The following is a 14,894-nucleotide window of genomic DNA, read 5'->3' on the forward strand; positions in this document are numbered from 1 at the left end:
GAATTAATACCGAAATCGCAGGTCGTCCGTCGTTTTTGGAATAAGCGGTTGTCGTTATCGACAATGCAACTGGCGTTGAGAAGACGTAAGCGGTCGCTGACAGACGAGGACTGTCACACTTATTTGTTAGCGTCGATGTCTTTCAGTCAGGGAGAAAACGCCGATGAAGTTCGCACCGAAAATGCTCGCTGTGGTTCTTGGATTGGGCTTGGCCGCTCACGCATTCGCCACCGACCTGAAGCACTGGCCGGCGGATCAGGCCAAGGCACTCGACGCGATGATCGCCGCCAATGCCAACAAGGGTAATTACGCGGTGTTCGACATGGACAACACCAGCTACCGATACGACCTTGAAGAGTCGTTGCTGCCGTTCATGGAAAACAAGGGCCTGATCACCCGCGACAAACTCGACCCCTCGCTGAAACTGATGCCGTTCAAGGACACCGCCGACCATAAGGAAAGCCTGTTCAGTTACTACTATCGCCTGTGCGAAGTCGACGACATGGTCTGCTACCCGTGGGTAGCGCAGGTGTTCTCCGGCTTCACTCTCAAGGAACTCAAGGGCTACGTCGATGAGTTGATGGCGTCTGGCAAACCGGTGCCGGCGACCTACTACGAAGGCGATGTAGTGAAGAACCTCGATGTGCAGCCACCAAAGGTCTTCACCGGCCAGGCCGAGCTGTACAACAAGCTGATGGAGAACGGCATCGAGGTCTACGTGATGACTGCCGCTTCCGAAGAACTGGTGCGCATGGTCGCGGCAGATCCGAAGTACGGCTACAACGTCAAACCGCAGAACGTGATCGGCGTGACCACGCTGCTGAAGAACCGCGAAACCGGCGAACTGACCACTGCGCGCAAACAGATCACCGCTGGCAAGTATGACGAGAAGGCCAACCTCGGCCTCGAACTGACCCCGTACCTGTGGACCCCTGCAACCTGGATGGCCGGCAAGCACGCGGCGATCCTGACCTACATCGACGAGTGGAAAAAACCGGTGCTGGTGGGCGGCGACACACCGAGCAGCGACGGCTACATGCTGTTCCACGATGTGGATGTGGCCAAGGGCGGCATTCACTTGTGGGTCAACCGCAAGGACAAATACATGACCCAGCTCAACGGCATGATGGCCAAGCATGCGGCGGCGCAGGCCAAGGAAGGGTTGCCGGTGACGGCGGACAAAAACTGGGTGATCGTCAAGCCTGAAGAAATCCAGTAAGCCCCCAATCCTTGTTGGAACTCAGATTCCAGAATCACTGACAGTCCCTTGTGGGAGCGGGCTTGCTCGCGAAGAGGGAGTGTCAGGCGGGAGATTTTTTGACCGGTAGACCGCTTTCGCGAGCAAGCCCGCTCCCACAGTTTTGATCTTCATTGTTTTTGGATCAGGCAAAAAAATGCCCCGCACTTGGCGGGGCATTTTTATTCGGCGGCTAAAACTTACAGCCCGTCGAGCATCGCCTTGTTACGCACCGCACCCTTGTCGGCGCTGGTCGCCAGCAGGGCGTAGGCCTTCAGGGCGGTGGTCACTTTGCGTGGACGCTGCTCGACCGGTTTCCAGCCTTTCTTGTCCTGTTCGACCCGGCGTGCAGCCAGTTCTTCATCGCTGACCAACAGGTTGATCGAGCGGTTCGGGATGTCGATCAGCACTTTGTCGCCGTCCTGCACCAGACCGATCGCGCCACCGGCCGCAGCCTCTGGCGAAGCGTGGCCGATCGACAGGCCGGAAGTACCGCCAGAGAAACGACCGTCGGTGAGCAACGCACAGGCTTTGCCCAGACCTTTGGACTTCAGGTACGAGGTCGGGTAGAGCATTTCCTGCATGCCCGGGCCGCCTTTCGGGCCTTCGTAGCGAATGATGACGATGTCGCCTTCCTTCACTTCGTCGGCGAGGATGCCGCGCACCGCGCTGTCCTGGCTTTCGAAGATCTTCGCGTTGCCTTCGAAGACGTGGATCGACTCGTCGACGCCGGCGGTTTTCACCACGCAGCCGTCGAGAGCGATGTTGCCGTACAGCACGGCCAGGCCGCCTTCTTTCGAATAGGCGTGTTCGAAGCTGCGGATACAGCCGTTTTCACGGTCGTCATCCAGGGTTTCCCAACGGGTCGACTGGCTGAACGCGGTCTGGGTCGGGATGCCCGCCGGGCCGGCCTTGAAGAAGTGATGCACGGCTTCGTCAGTGGTCTGGGTGATGTCCCACTTGGCGATGGCTTCTTCCATGCTGCGGCTGTGCACGGTCGGCAGGTCGGTGTGCAGCAGGCCGCCACGGGCCAGGGAACCGAGGATGCTGAAGATGCCGCCGGCGCGGTGCACGTCTTCCATGTGGTACTTCTGGATATTCGGCGCGACCTTGCACAGTTGCGGCACGCTGCGCGAGAGACGGTCGATGTCGCGCAGATCGAAATCGATCTCGGCTTCCTGGGCGGCAGCCAGCAAGTGCAGGATGGTGTTGGTCGAACCGCCCATGGCGATGTCGAGCATCATCGCGTTCTCGAACGCCTTGAAGTTGGCGATATTGCGCGGCAGCACGGATTCGTCGTTTTCGCCGTAGTAACGCTTGCACAGCTCGACGATGGTGCGGCCGGCCTGCAGGAACAACTGCTCGCGGTCGCTGTGGGTCGCGAGGGTCGAACCGTTGCCCGGCAATGCCAGGCCCAGGGCTTCAGTCAGGCAGTTCATCGAGTTGGCGGTGAACATGCCGGAGCATGAACCGCAGGTCGGGCAGGCGCTGCGCTCGTACTCGGCAACCTTCTCGTCAGAAGCGCTGGAGTCGGCGGCGATCACCATGGCGTCGACGAGGTCGAGGCCGTGGGAAGCGAGTTTGGTCTTGCCGGCTTCCATCGGGCCGCCGGAGACGAAGATCACCGGAATGTTCAGGCGCAGAGCGGCCATCAACATGCCCGGGGTGATCTTGTCGCAGTTGGAGATGCAGACGATGGCGTCGGCGCAGTGGGCGTTGACCATGTATTCGACAGAGTCGGCGATGATCTCGCGGCTCGGCAGCGAATAGAGCATGCCGTCGTGACCCATGGCGATGCCGTCATCCACGGCGATGGTGTTGAATTCTTTCGCTACGCCACCGGCGCGTTCGATTTCCCGGGCAACCAGTTGACCGAGGTCTTTGAGGTGCACGTGGCCCGGCACGAACTGGGTGAAGGAGTTGGCAATGGCGATGATCGGCTTCTTGAAGTCGTCATCTTTCATCCCGGTGGCGCGCCACAGTGCGCGGGCGCCGGCCATGTTGCGGCCGTGGGTGGATGTTTTCGAGCGGTAATCTGGCATGGAGCACTCCGGGCGGCTAATCAGGTATCAAAAGGGAGTGAGCTTCTATTGACGTCTGGAACACTCAGAAATGGCCGTGTGTCCTGGATGTTGCCGATGACTTTGCGGGATCGCCGCTTGCCTCAGCCTGAGCTCATAAACCCGCCGGGGGATGAATGGCGATGAATCAGCCGATTCTACACCGCTGGCGTCTGGAGGGAATGGCGCAAAGCGTTGTTCCAGTGCCGACGGTGCGTATGGCATGACGACCGGCAGGCTCAATCGCTGCCAGAGGGCGTGACGGCGCCGTTTTCGATGACGCTGGCGCGATGGCTGATCCGCTTGTTCAGCGCCAGCGCGATGCAACTGAGCAGGACAAAACAGTAGCCGAGAGTGGCCTGCAGGTTGCCTGGACTCAGGCTGATCAGCGCACTGATCAACCCGCCGCAGATGAAGATGATCGTGCTACCGGCCGAGGCCGAAGTACCGGCGTTCTCCGGGAACAGGCCCATGGCGCGTGAGGTGGCGGCCGGGCGTGCAATGGTGGTGCCGGCGGTGCAGATCAGCATAGGGATCAATACCGTGACGGGCGAGAGCGCTAAGTACTGCGACAGGAATAGCATCACCAGCCCTGCCAGCAGAATCAGGCTCAACCCGGCCACGATCTGTTGCGCAGAGCTGATGCGCCGGCTCAACAGCGTGGCGGCAATCCCGCCGGTCACATAGGCCGCACCGTAGATCAGCAGGATCAGTGAGAAGTCATAGGCTGAGAGCTGCAACTGATCCATGAAGATCAACGGCGAAATGACGATGAACGAGAAGTGGCAGGCGAACGCGAAAGCCGAGATCAGCCAGTAGCCGACGAACTCGAAATCCCCCAGCACCCGTCGATAGGCGCTGAGAAAGTTGAGCGGTGTGCCCTTGGCGACTGGCCGACCGCCGTCCAGAAACAGCCAGGCCTTGAGCAACACCACCGCCGCCAGTGCGATGAACAGCCAGAAGCTGCCACGCCAGCCCAGGGTCGCCTGCAGAAAGGTTCCGGCCAGCGGTGATATGGAGATGAAGATCCCGGTGGCGGTCACCATCAGGATCCGCAGGCGATCGCGCTCTGCGCCCTCGAACAGATCCTGCACCAGCGCCTGTGACAGGACGAAACAGCCACAGCCGATGGCCTGCACGATGCGAAAGGCCATGAACAGCGTGTAGTCACTGGTCATTACGCAGCCGATGGCGCCGAGGATCGAGACAGCCATGCCGGCGAGCAGTAACCCCTTGCGCCCGATGATGTCGGACAACGGCCCGATCAACAGTTGGGCAAAGGCAATGCCCACCGCGAACAGGCTGATCGACAGGGCGATGTCGGTCGGAGTGCTGGCGAAGTGTTCGGCCAGCGCCGGGAACGAGGGCAGCAGGACGTCCAGCGGAAACACCCCCAGCAGCACCATGGCCAAAAGCAGGCTGATCGCCCCGCGTCGTTGTCGGGTCGTTACCACCGTTCTTCCTTCAAGCATCGATCAGTCCTGCCTTGGCGAAAAGTTTGCGGTTGTTGGGTAGCGCGAAGAATCCGGCTTTTTCGAGTGCAGCAAGCGTAGCCGTGGCTCCGGATCGGGCACGCTGGCGGCTGGCCTGTTCGTTGGTCAGGCTGTCGAGGATTTCCTTGATCGCACCTTCGCCAATGCCGGCGCGGCGCAGGCTTTGGTGCAGCCATTGCTCGTCGATTTCGAAGAAGGTCGCCAGGGTCTCCAGCAAGGTTCTCGCCGCAAAGGCGCGCTGGCGGCTGTTCAGGGTCAACCAGAGGTAGTGAAAGACCTCGGAAAAAAAACGGCTGTGGCGCGCTTCATCCGCGAGGTGGTCGCGCAGCATGTCGTTCACGCTGCTGACCAGCGTTTCCCGACACACATCCAGCAACTCCCGGGCAATGATGGTTTCGGAGACGAAGCCGAGCAGAAACCATGCCAGCGGGCGTTTGCTCTCCGGCGTTCGGGCGATCTGACCGGTCAGGCGGGTGATGCGCAGCGGCATCTGTGGACGACCGGTGAAACCATGCAGTTCGGCGATCTGTTCGGCCAGATGATGGGAGAACAATGCGTGATAACCCTCGTCGGTATAGAGCTGCAGCGCGGCGGTTTTCATCCTTGACGGAATGTGCGCGGGCAACTCACCGTGGACGATGGTTTCCACGGCGCGGTTGACGATGCGGTGTTCCAGCAGCGTGGTGTAGTCGAGAAAGTGCACCAGGTGGTTGGCAGCCAGCCGATGCATGACCTTGCTGCCTGCGGCTTCGATCGCCGGGTGGGACAGATACGGCAGGAATGCCGGCGGAAACCAGAAGCGGGTTTGCAGTTGCAACTGCAGGTCTGCCGGCAACTGGTAGTCGTGCCGGCTGGTGCGTACCGAGGCGTGGTTGTTCCAGTCGCCGAGGGTGAATCGAAGCGCCCAGGACTCTGGCGCTTCGGGCTGGTCCACGGTTGATGCGCTCATTTGCGCGTCTCCTGCAACAGGTCGCGCATTTCCTGACACATCGCCTGACCGTCGCTGGCGCCGCAGCCGACAAAGAACAACGGTTGTTCAGCGCTGCCTTCGAGTTTGAGCAGGGCTTCGACCTGGCGGTCGGCGAATGCCCCGGTCAGCCACGTTCCCAGGCCCAGCGCTGTGGCCACCAGTTGAAAGGTTTGCGACAGATGACCCGCCTCGACAAACGCCATGCGATAGGCGCGTGAGTGTTCATACTTCCACCAGAGCTTGTCGAAACGAGCGGTGATGAACAGACCCAGTGGCAGGTTATTGATGAAGTGCTGACCCGCCAGCAAATGACCCAGCGCGTGGTCGGGCAAAGGATTGACCCGGCTGAGTGCGTGTTCTGCCGGGTGATAGGCGTAGACACCCGGTTCCAGGCCCTCGATATTGCGTGCCAGAAGAAACCCTTCACAGGCATTCAATCCTCCACCCGACGGGCTGCTGCGCCGGGCACCGAGGCCTTCGGCGATGCTCTCGTCGCGGTCATTGTCGCGATGGCGAAGAAAGCCCAGCGAGAGGTACAGCAGTGTACCGACGTCATTGAGGGTGATCGCTGCGCCAGTGAAGGAGCGGCAGGTTTTTCTCAGGCGCAGGACATTGCCCAAGCTGGCAACGGTCAGGGCCGCGGAGGCGGGCAGGGCGATTCGAGGTTCGTCTTGAGGTGTCGACCGATCTAGTGCGGGGGCCGGTGTAGTCAGCACCGCGTTGCAATGGTTCAGGTATTGCCTGGACCACTCGTGAATATTCTGGGGTGTCTGTTCGCAGGGAATGTTCTGGGTGCCAATATGATAAATCTTCGACAATTCATCCCAGCCCCATGGCGGACTGTCTATTTTTGCAACGGTTAATATGCCCGCGTTCAGAAGTTGTGAGTCTATTATGTTGCGTCTGTCGAACTGTTCCGGGTTATTGATAAGTTGTGCAAGTCGACAAGAGTAAGTCAGGTCAAGTTCATGTTGGGTGTGGTCTTTATAGTTCCAGACTATTTGTCCGGGCGTGCGCGGCAATATGAATAAATAGGGATTGATATGCATGTTGTGTTCATCGCTCTGGAACGGGTCGGAAGAACGCTGGGGTGCCGGCACTCCCCAGCGTTCTGGCTCACTTAGCGGGCTTTAGGTGCAACCAGGAAGGCCAGGTTTGCGATTTGGTTGGTTTCCAGAGTAATTGCTTTCATAAGTATGAACTCCTTGTTCATTGAGAGTGAATGTCACCGTCGTGGTGACAACTTAATAATAGGTTGTAATGAATTATTGGCAAGTGATACTTGGGTAGGAAATTTCTATTAATTTTGTCGGAGTGGGCGTGCTGCAAGGGCAAACTTGTAAGTATTAGATGTTGAAATGTAATTCGCAGGGAAATGTCCTGCATGCATGTAGGAAGTTAGTTGTAGGAAAGAGGAAGAAATTCGACGACATTGCATCGCCGTAAAGCCAACGGGAAGCCCGCAGGCTCCCCGTTTCATGGGCCGATCAGCTGTTTGGCAGCAGGCGGCAGGTGATGCTCTTGATGTAGCGAGTCTCGGCAATGGCCGGGTGTACCGGGTGATCCGGGCCCTGACCGCCGCGCTCGAGCATCTGGATGTTGCGGTCCAGGTGACGGGCGCTGGTCAGCAGGATGTTCTGCAGATCGTCCTCTGGCAGGTGCATGGAGCACGAAGCGCTGACCAGAATGCCGTCCTTGGTCAGCAGGCGCATGGCTTGCTCGTTCAGACGACGGTAGGCGCCTTCACCGTTCTTCATGTCTTTCTTGCGCTTGATGAACGCTGGCGGGTCGGCAACGATCACGTCGAAACGTTCTTCGCTGGCCTTGAGTTCCTTCAACGCTTCGAAGACGTCGCCTTCGATGCAGGTCATCTTGTCGGCGAAGCCGTTCAGCGCGGCGTTACGCTCGACGCCGTCGAGGGCGAAGCCCGACGCGTCGACGCAGAACACTTCGCTGGCGCCGAACGCCGCAGCCTGCACGCCCCAGCCACCGATGTAGCTATAGAGGTCGAGGACGCGTTTGCCTTTGGCGTAAGGGGCGAGGCGGGCGCGGTTCATGCGGTGGTCGTAGAACCAGCCGGTTTTCTGGCCACCAATGACCGGCGCTTCGAATTTCACGCCGTTCTCTTCCAGGGCCACCCACTCCGGCACCAGACCGAACACGGTTTCGACGTAGCGGTTGAGGCCTTCGGCGTCACGGGCGGCAGAATCGTTCTTGAACAGGATGCCGCTTGGCTTGAGCACTTGGGTCAGTGCAGCGATCACGTCATCTTTATGCGCTTCCATGGTCGCCGAGGCGATCTGCACCACGAGGATGTCGCCGAAACGGTCGACCACCAGACCCGGCAGCAGGTCGGAGTCGCCGTAGACCAGGCGGTAGAACGGCTTGTCGAACAGGCGCTCGCGCAGCGACAGGGCCACGTTCAGGCGGTGTACCAGCAGCGACTTGTCCAGTGCCAGTTTGATGTCACGCGACAGCAGGCGCGCGCAGATCAGGTTGTTCGGGCTCATCGCGACGATGCCCAGCGGCTTGCCGCCCGCGGCTTCGAGGATCGCCTGATCGCCGGCCTTGAAGCCGTGTAGTGGCGTGGCGGCCACATCGATTTCGTTGCTGTAGACCCACAAGTGGCCGTTGCGCAGGCGACGGTCGGCGTTGGCTTTGAGGCGCAGGCTAGGCAGGGACATGACGTCGCTCCGGAAAAAAGAGCGGGAGTATACCGTGTTGCTCGGCCCGATTGGCTGGTGAGTGGACATGTGGCAAGGGGAATCAGTGATGAAGGAATTTATCTGTGGCGAGGGGATTTATCCCCGATCGGCTGCGTAGCAGCCGCAAACCCCAACGCAGTTTTCTGACTGACCGCGTGAATCGATTTTGGACAGCTGCGCTGTCCATCGGGGATAAATCCCCTCGCCACAGATAAATCCCCTCACCACATAAACTCACAACCCCCCAGATCAGGCAGAGAGCGCGTCGATCAACTCACGGTTGAACGCCGGAATATCGTCCGGCTGACGGCTGCTGATCAGATGACCGTCCTTGACCACTTCCTTGTCGACCCAGTTGGCCCCGGCATTCACCAGATCATCCTTGAGCGTCTTGTAGCTGGTCAGGGTCTTGCCGTTGACCAGCCCGGCGGAAATCAGCAGCCAGCCGCCATGGCAGATCACTGCAATCGGTTTGCCGGCGGAGGCGCCGGTCTTGACCAGATGCTGGGCATCCTGATCGATGCGAATGGTGTCGGAGTTCTGCACGCCACCCGGCAGGACGATCGCGTCGTACTGCTCGCTGCTGGCGCCTTGAAAGGTCTGATCGACCTTGAAGTCATCCGCCGGTTTGTCGTGGTTCCAGCCTTTGACCTTGCCGGCCTCGGCCGAAAGGATGTCGACCTGGGCGCCGGCCTGCTCCAGTGCTTGCTTGGGCCCGGTCAGTTCGACCTGTTCGAAACCGTCTGTTACTAAAATGGCGACGCGTTTGCCAGTGAGGGAAGTAGCCATCGATAAGCTCCTGAGTCTGCGGGAAATTACCACCGAGCCGGTGCTTGATTGTCCGGTCGGCCTTACAAAGTCCGAAGCCTGAGCGTGAATGAAAGTTCCTGACAATTGCCCACTGGTGTGTCGTCCTGCGGTTTTTAGAGGTTAGAATCGCCGCCTGTCCCAGAGTGTGTACTTATGTCCCAAGAGCTGACCACCGAACAGATTCAACAATCCCTGCAAGGCATCAGCGTGCCGGCGCAGCCGCAGATCATGGTGGATCTGCAGATGGAGCAGTACATGCCCGACCCGGACCTGGAGGTGATCGCCAAGCTGATCGCCCAGGATCCCGGCCTGTCCGGTTCTCTGCTGAAAATCGTCAACTCGCCGTATTACGGCCTGAGCAACAAGATCACTTCGATCCAGCGTGCGGTGAATCTGTTGGGCAGCCGTTCGATCATCAACCTGATCAACGCGCAGTCGATCAAGGGCGAGATGAACGATGACACCATCGTCACCCTCAACCGTTTCTGGGACACCGCCCAGGACGTGGCGATGACCTGCCTGACCCTGGCCAAGCGCATCGGCACCCAGGCCGGCGACGAAGCTTATGCCTTGGGGCTGTTCCACGACTGCGGCGTGCCGTTGATGCTGCAGCGCTTCCCCAACTACATGTCGGTACTGGAAAAGGCTTACGCCAATGCCAGCGCCGAATGCCGGGTGGTGGACACCGAGAACGCCGAGTTCAATACCAACCACGCCGTGGTCGGCTACTACACCGCCAAGTCGTGGCGCCTGCCGGAACACGTCAGCACGGCGATCGCCAATCACCACAATGCGCTGGCGATCTTCAGCGACGAATCCTCGCGCAACAGCCAGATGAAGAATCTGCTGGCGATCCTGAAGATGGCCGAGCACATCTGTGCGTCTTATCGGGTGCTGGGCAACCAGACCGAAGACCACGAGTGGAACAGCATTGGCCCGCTGATTCTCGATTACGTCGGTCTGTCGGACTACGATTTCGAAACCCTCAAACAGACGATCCGCGACCTCGGCGCGCATTGATTCGAGAACGTCATGCCTGAATTGCCGGAAGTCGAAACCACCCGCCGGGGCATTGCTCCGCACCTGGAAGGCCAGCGCGTCAGCCGGGTGATCGTGCGGGATCGCCGGCTGCGCTGGCCGATCCCCGAAGACCTCGATGTGCGCCTGTCCGGGCAGCGCATCGTGCTGGTCGAGCGGCGGGCCAAGTATTTGTTGATCAATGCCGAAGTCGGCACGTTGATCAGCCACCTGGGCATGTCGGGCAACTTGCGGCTGGTCGAAGTCGGGTTGCCGGCGCTCAAGCATGAGCACGTCGATATCGAACTGGAATCCGGTCTGGCGTTGCGCTACACCGATCCGCGCCGCTTCGGTGCGATGCTGTGGAGTACCGATCCGCTCAATCACGAACTGCTGATTCGCCTCGGGCCGGAGCCGTTGACCGATCTGTTCGACGGCGAGCGCCTGTTCCAGCTGTCGCGTGGGCGTTCGATGGCGGTCAAGCCGTTCATCATGGACAACGCGGTGGTGGTAGGCGTCGGCAATATTTACGCGACCGAAGCGCTGTTCGCCGCCGGGATCGATCCGCGCCGCGAAGCCAAGAGCATCTCCCGCGCGCGGTATCTGAAGCTGGCGATCGAGATCAAACGCATCCTCGCCGCAGCCATCGAGCGCGGCGGCACCACGTTGCGGGATTTCATCGGCGGTGACGGGCAGCCCGGCTACTTCCAGCAGGAACTGTTTGTCTATGGTCGCGGTGGTGAACACTGCAAGGTCTGCGGTACTGGCCTGCGGGAAGTGAAGCTGGGGCAACGGGCCAGTGTGTTCTGTCCGCGCTGCCAGACCTGAGGCAAAAATCTGAAAAAGTCCTACGGTCTATAGTGAGTTGTCTCACTGTTCAGCCCGAAGGATCGTGCCATGAAGTCCTTGCAAGTCCTGTTTGCCGCACTGCTGCTGTGTTCCAGCCTGGCCGTTCAGGCCGCGGAGCATGGCAGCGGTGATCCGCGCTACACCATCCAGAACCCTCCCGCCTACGCCATGATCGGCGATTTGCTGATTGCCCGACCGTTATTGGTGGTGGCAACGGTGCTGGGTGCGGGGGTGTTTGTGGTGTCATTGCCGTTTACCGCGCTGGGTGGCGGGGTCGGCGATGCGGGGCAGGCGCTGGTGGTGGATCCGGCGAAAGCGGCGTTTGTGCGGTGTCTGGGGTGTACGGGGGAGGGGTTTGAGCAGCGTGAGTGAGCTGATCCGAGATCAGCGGTGTTATTGATGGCCTCATCGCGGGCAAGCCCGCTCCCACAAGGATTTCGGTGTTCACACGATTTGTGTATCACCACACAACCCTGTGGGAGCGGGCTTGCCCGCGATGGCGTCGGAACAGGCGCTGAAGGACTCAGGCCTTGCCGGTAATCTTGCGGTACTTCTCCATCAACTGTTCTTCAGTTTCCGGATGCGCCTCGTCCAGCGGAATGCAATCCACCGGGCAGACCTGCTGGCACTGCGGCTCGTCGTAGTGGCCGACGCACTGGGTGCACAGGTTCGGGTCGATCACGTAGATCTCTTCGCCTTGAGAAATGGCGGCGTTCGGGCACTCGGGTTCGCAGACGTCGCAGTTGATGCAATCGTCGGTGATGATCAGGGACATGCTAACTCCAGCCGGGGCGGCAGGCCCGGGCGCAATAAATCAATGCGCGCAATTGTGCCGCATTGGCGCCCGCAGTGCACGCGGGCGCCGTTTGAACGGTCGTTACTTCTTGAAGCGCAGGGTCAGGGCATCGGCCACGGCCGGGTGCACGAACTTGCTGATATCGCCGCCCAGCGCGGCGATTTCCCGCACCAGCGTCGAGGAAATGAACGAATAACGCTCGGACGGGGTGAGAAACAGACTCTCGACGTCCGGGGCCAACTGGCGGTTCATGTTGGCCAGCTGGAATTCGTATTCGAAGTCCGACACCGCACGCAAGCCACGCAGGAACACATTGGCGTTCTGCTCCTTGGCGAAATGCGCCAGCAGCGTCGAGAAGCCGACCACTTCGACGTTGGGCAGGTGTTTGGTGACCTCGCGAGCCAGTTCAACCCGTTGTTCCAGCGGGAACAGCGGGTTTTTCTTGGGGCTGGCGGCGACCGCAATGATCACGTGATCGAACAGGCGCGAGGCGCGTTCGACCAGATCGCCATGCCCTTTGGTAATAGGGTCGAAGGTACCTGGGTACAACACTCGGTTCATCGCGTCGTCCTGGCGGGAGTCCGTTGGGGAGTCGGATGGTATCGCAGCCGTCCCGGTCGGCCAAGTCGCCTGTTGGGTAAGAAAGCACTATAGACGACGCGATAAACCGGTTTTTTCACGGATTTCTCAGCCGATCGGCGAGGGCTGTCGCCAGCTGCGCGGTCAGGCCATACACCGACAATTGCGGGTTGGCGCCAATGCTGGTGGGGAACAGCGAGCCATCGTGAATCGACAGATTGCTCAGTTGATGATGCCGGCCAAGGCTGTCGGTAACTGCGTTTTTCGGCTCTTCGCCCATCGCACAACCGCCCATCACGTGGGCACTGCCCAAGCGCGTGCGATACAGCTCAAGGCTCAGACCGTTGATCAGCGTGCGGGCTTCGGCCAGGGTTTTCACGTAGCGCGCATCGGCGTGCATCGGCATTACGGCTTTGGCGCCGCCGGCAAACTGGATCTCGGCCATGCTGTGAAAGGCGCGGCGCAGGCCCTCCCAGGCATAAGGCGAGACTTGATAGTCGAGCACCGGCGAGCCATCACCGCGCAGTTCGACACTGCCGCCGGGGCTGTCCGGGTGGAAACCGTCGCGCAGCAACGCGAGCATCGCGTGGGTGTGCGGCAGGTCGGCCATGTGTTCGGCATTCTGCTGGCCGAAACCGCCGAGCAAGGTCGCGGCCAGTGCCGGTTGCAGCGGTGGCACTTCGAGTTTGTAGCCCATCGGCCCACTGGTGCCGTCCTTCCACTGGAAATGATCCGAGTAGATCGACTGCGGCGCGCCGTAGAACGGGTTGATCACCTCGTCGAAACGCCCGGCGGACATGTTCACCAGATGCAGGAACGTGCGTTTGCCGAGGCGCTGATGCGGATCCGGTGCATCCGAGCGCAGCAGCAGGGCCGGGCTGTTGATGCCACCGCCGGCCAGCACGTAATGCCGGGCCTTGACCGTGATGGTGTGCCCGGTCGGCGCGACGCAACGCTCGTCCATCGCCACGCACTGCAGACCGGTGATTTTGTCGCCACTGATCAGCAGTTTTTCCGCGCGGGCCAGGTACAGCAACTCGCCGCCCTTTTCCAGCGTCGCCGGGATGGTCGTGACCATCATCGACTGCTTGGCGTTGGTCGGGCAGCCCATGCCGCAATAACCGAGGTTCCAGCAGCCACGCACGTTGCGCGGGATCACGTGCCAGCTGTAGCCGAGCTGTTCGCAGCCCTTGCGGATCACGTCGTTGTTGGCGTTGGGCGGGACCATCCACGGCGCGACGCCAAGACGCTGTTCCATTTTTTCGAACCACGGCGCCATCTCGGCCGGGCTGTGGCCTTTGACGTTGTGCTCCTTGGCCCAGTGCTCGAGGGTCGGCTCGGGCGTGCGGAAACTCGAGGTCCAGTTGATCAGCGTGGTGCCACCGACCGCACGACCCTGGAGGATGGTGATCGCGCCGTCCTTGCTCATGCGGCCGATGCCTTCCTGATAGAGGCTGCTGTAGGCCTGGTCTTCGAGCATCTTGAAGTCGGAACTGGTCTTGAGCGGGCCTTCTTCGATCAGCAGCACTTTGTAGCCGGCGGCGCTGAGGATTTCTGCCGTGGTGCCGCCACCGGCACCGCTGCCGATGATCGCCACATCGGCTTGCAGCGTCAGGTCGGCGGTCAGCTGTGCGCCGTTGTAGGTTTTCCAGCCACGGGCGAGGCCTTCGCGGAACGGGTCGGGTACGGGCATTGATCAGGTTCTCTTGTTCTTGTTGTTCTTGGGGGCCCCTTCGCGAGCAGGCTCGCTCCCACATTTGCACCGCATTCCCTTGTGGGAGCGAGCTTGCTCGCGAACGGCCCGACTCGATTTCAGACCGTGGGCGGGCCGGGGTAGCCGCAATGGCCCCAGGACTCGGCGCGGGTGTACCAGGCCATCATCACCATCTGCTGCAATGAGCTGTGGCCCATGCGCAGCAGGCTCAATGAACTGTTCTGCCAGCGCCCGAGGAAGTGGCGCATGGCCTCGGGGCTGGCGTTTTCCCAACTGCCCCAGATCCCGGTGAGCGGACCGCGGGTGACGGTCATGCCGAGCACATCGAACAATTGCCGGGTGAGTTTGAGCATTTCCGGCGACAGGTGATCGAGGCTGTAGTCCAGCGACTTCAGAGTGCCATCCATCGCACCGGGCATTTTTTCGGCGGCCACGGCGCCTTCGAGCATCACCGGAATCAGTGCGCGCAGAAACAGCAGGTCGCCGTCGCGCAAAGTGACGAAGCCATTGGCCGCGACACTTGATGAACAACCACCGAGGCTGGCGCCGAGGCCGGCGGTGGCGAGAAACGCTGTGGCGCCAAGGCTGAACTTCAGCAGGCCACGGCGCGACAGGGCAGGTGTTTCGGTCAGGCTTGGGTGCATTGTTGTTATTACCCGGCGGT

The 14,894-nt window shown here is 60.5% G+C and carries 14 protein-coding genes; 4 read left to right on the forward strand and 10 right to left on the reverse strand.

What is annotated here, in order from left to right:
- The first annotated feature begins 163 nt into the window (after positions 1–163).
- A complete protein-coding gene (locus tag ACM6I7_RS14155) occupies positions 164–1,219 on the forward strand; it encodes a haloacid dehalogenase-like hydrolase (protein ID WP_346649898.1) in 1,056 nt (351 codons plus the stop codon).
- 218 nt (positions 1,220–1,437) lie between these two features.
- Here the strand turns inward: ACM6I7_RS14155 and ilvD are convergent, their stop codons facing one another.
- The 6 genes from ilvD to ACM6I7_RS14185 form a co-directional block, all read right to left on the reverse strand.
- Positions 1,438–3,279 (reverse strand): dihydroxy-acid dehydratase, encoded by a 1,842-nt coding sequence (gene ilvD, locus ACM6I7_RS14160; RefSeq protein WP_007964170.1) that lies wholly within the window; start codon positions 3,277–3,279, stop codon positions 1,438–1,440.
- A gap of 257 nt (positions 3,280–3,536) precedes the next feature.
- Entirely contained in the window at positions 3,537–4,769 is a 1,233-nt protein-coding gene (locus ACM6I7_RS14165; RefSeq protein ID WP_183784790.1) for an MFS transporter, read from the reverse strand.
- Entirely contained in the window at positions 4,762–5,739 is a 978-nt protein-coding gene (locus ACM6I7_RS14170; RefSeq protein ID WP_115988691.1) for a diiron oxygenase, read from the reverse strand. The genes ACM6I7_RS14165 and ACM6I7_RS14170 overlap by 8 nt, the downstream gene beginning before the upstream one ends.
- On the reverse strand, positions 5,736–6,809 hold the full coding sequence (locus tag ACM6I7_RS14175) for a SagB family peptide dehydrogenase (protein WP_336838898.1): 1,074 nt from the start codon (positions 6,807–6,809) through the stop codon (positions 5,736–5,738). The genes ACM6I7_RS14170 and ACM6I7_RS14175 overlap by 4 nt, the downstream gene beginning before the upstream one ends.
- Positions 6,810–7,247: 438 nt before the next feature.
- Positions 7,248–8,444, reverse strand: coding sequence for a class I SAM-dependent rRNA methyltransferase (locus tag ACM6I7_RS14180; RefSeq protein WP_047596614.1), 1,197 nt, complete (start codon positions 8,442–8,444; stop codon positions 7,248–7,250).
- 270 nt (positions 8,445–8,714) lie between these two features.
- Complete coding sequence (locus ACM6I7_RS14185) at positions 8,715–9,254, reverse strand: type 1 glutamine amidotransferase domain-containing protein (RefSeq protein ID WP_150370149.1); 540 nt, start codon at positions 9,252–9,254, stop codon at positions 8,715–8,717.
- A gap of 228 nt (positions 9,255–9,482) precedes the next feature.
- On the opposite strand from ACM6I7_RS14185, the gene ACM6I7_RS14190 reads away from it, so the two are divergent.
- From ACM6I7_RS14190 to ACM6I7_RS14200, 3 genes are all read left to right on the forward strand, one after another.
- The gene (locus tag ACM6I7_RS14190; RefSeq protein ID WP_171061892.1) at positions 9,483–10,295 is read left to right on the forward strand and encodes an HDOD domain-containing protein; all 813 of its coding nucleotides are present in this window, start codon (positions 9,483–9,485) and stop codon (positions 10,293–10,295) included.
- A 12-nt stretch (positions 10,296–10,307) separates the two neighbouring features.
- Positions 10,308–11,120, forward strand: coding sequence for a bifunctional DNA-formamidopyrimidine glycosylase/DNA-(apurinic or apyrimidinic site) lyase (mutM, locus tag ACM6I7_RS14195; protein WP_003229159.1), 813 nt, complete (start codon positions 10,308–10,310; stop codon positions 11,118–11,120).
- A 69-nt stretch (positions 11,121–11,189) separates the two neighbouring features.
- Complete coding sequence (locus tag ACM6I7_RS14200) at positions 11,190–11,513, forward strand: multidrug transporter (RefSeq protein WP_115985931.1); 324 nt, start codon at positions 11,190–11,192, stop codon at positions 11,511–11,513.
- A 151-nt stretch (positions 11,514–11,664) separates the two neighbouring features.
- On the opposite strand, the gene ACM6I7_RS14205 is transcribed toward ACM6I7_RS14200, so the two are convergent.
- The 4 genes from ACM6I7_RS14205 to ACM6I7_RS14220 all read right to left on the reverse strand — a co-directional run bounded on the left by ACM6I7_RS14205 (position 11,665) and on the right by ACM6I7_RS14220 (position 14,874).
- Entirely contained in the window at positions 11,665–11,916 is a 252-nt protein-coding gene (locus ACM6I7_RS14205) for a YfhL family 4Fe-4S dicluster ferredoxin (protein WP_003195146.1), read from the reverse strand.
- Between the two features lie 102 nt (positions 11,917–12,018).
- The gene (gene coaD, locus ACM6I7_RS14210) at positions 12,019–12,498 is read right to left on the reverse strand and encodes a pantetheine-phosphate adenylyltransferase (RefSeq protein ID WP_003229157.1); all 480 of its coding nucleotides are present in this window, start codon (positions 12,496–12,498) and stop codon (positions 12,019–12,021) included.
- A gap of 115 nt (positions 12,499–12,613) precedes the next feature.
- Positions 12,614–14,209, reverse strand: coding sequence for a GMC family oxidoreductase N-terminal domain-containing protein (locus tag ACM6I7_RS14215; RefSeq protein WP_414888760.1), 1,596 nt, complete (start codon positions 14,207–14,209; stop codon positions 12,614–12,616).
- Between the two features lie 119 nt (positions 14,210–14,328).
- Positions 14,329–14,874 carry a twin-arginine translocation pathway signal protein gene (locus ACM6I7_RS14220; protein ID WP_414888761.1) on the reverse strand — a complete coding sequence of 182 codons (546 nt, stop codon included), beginning with the start codon at positions 14,872–14,874 and terminating at the stop codon, positions 14,329–14,331.
- Between the last annotated feature and the right edge of the window lie 20 nt (positions 14,875–14,894).

This window comes from Pseudomonas sp. IT-93MI4 (assembly GCF_949767635.1).
GTDB lineage: Bacteria > Pseudomonadota > Gammaproteobacteria > Pseudomonadales > Pseudomonadaceae > Aquipseudomonas > Aquipseudomonas putida_A.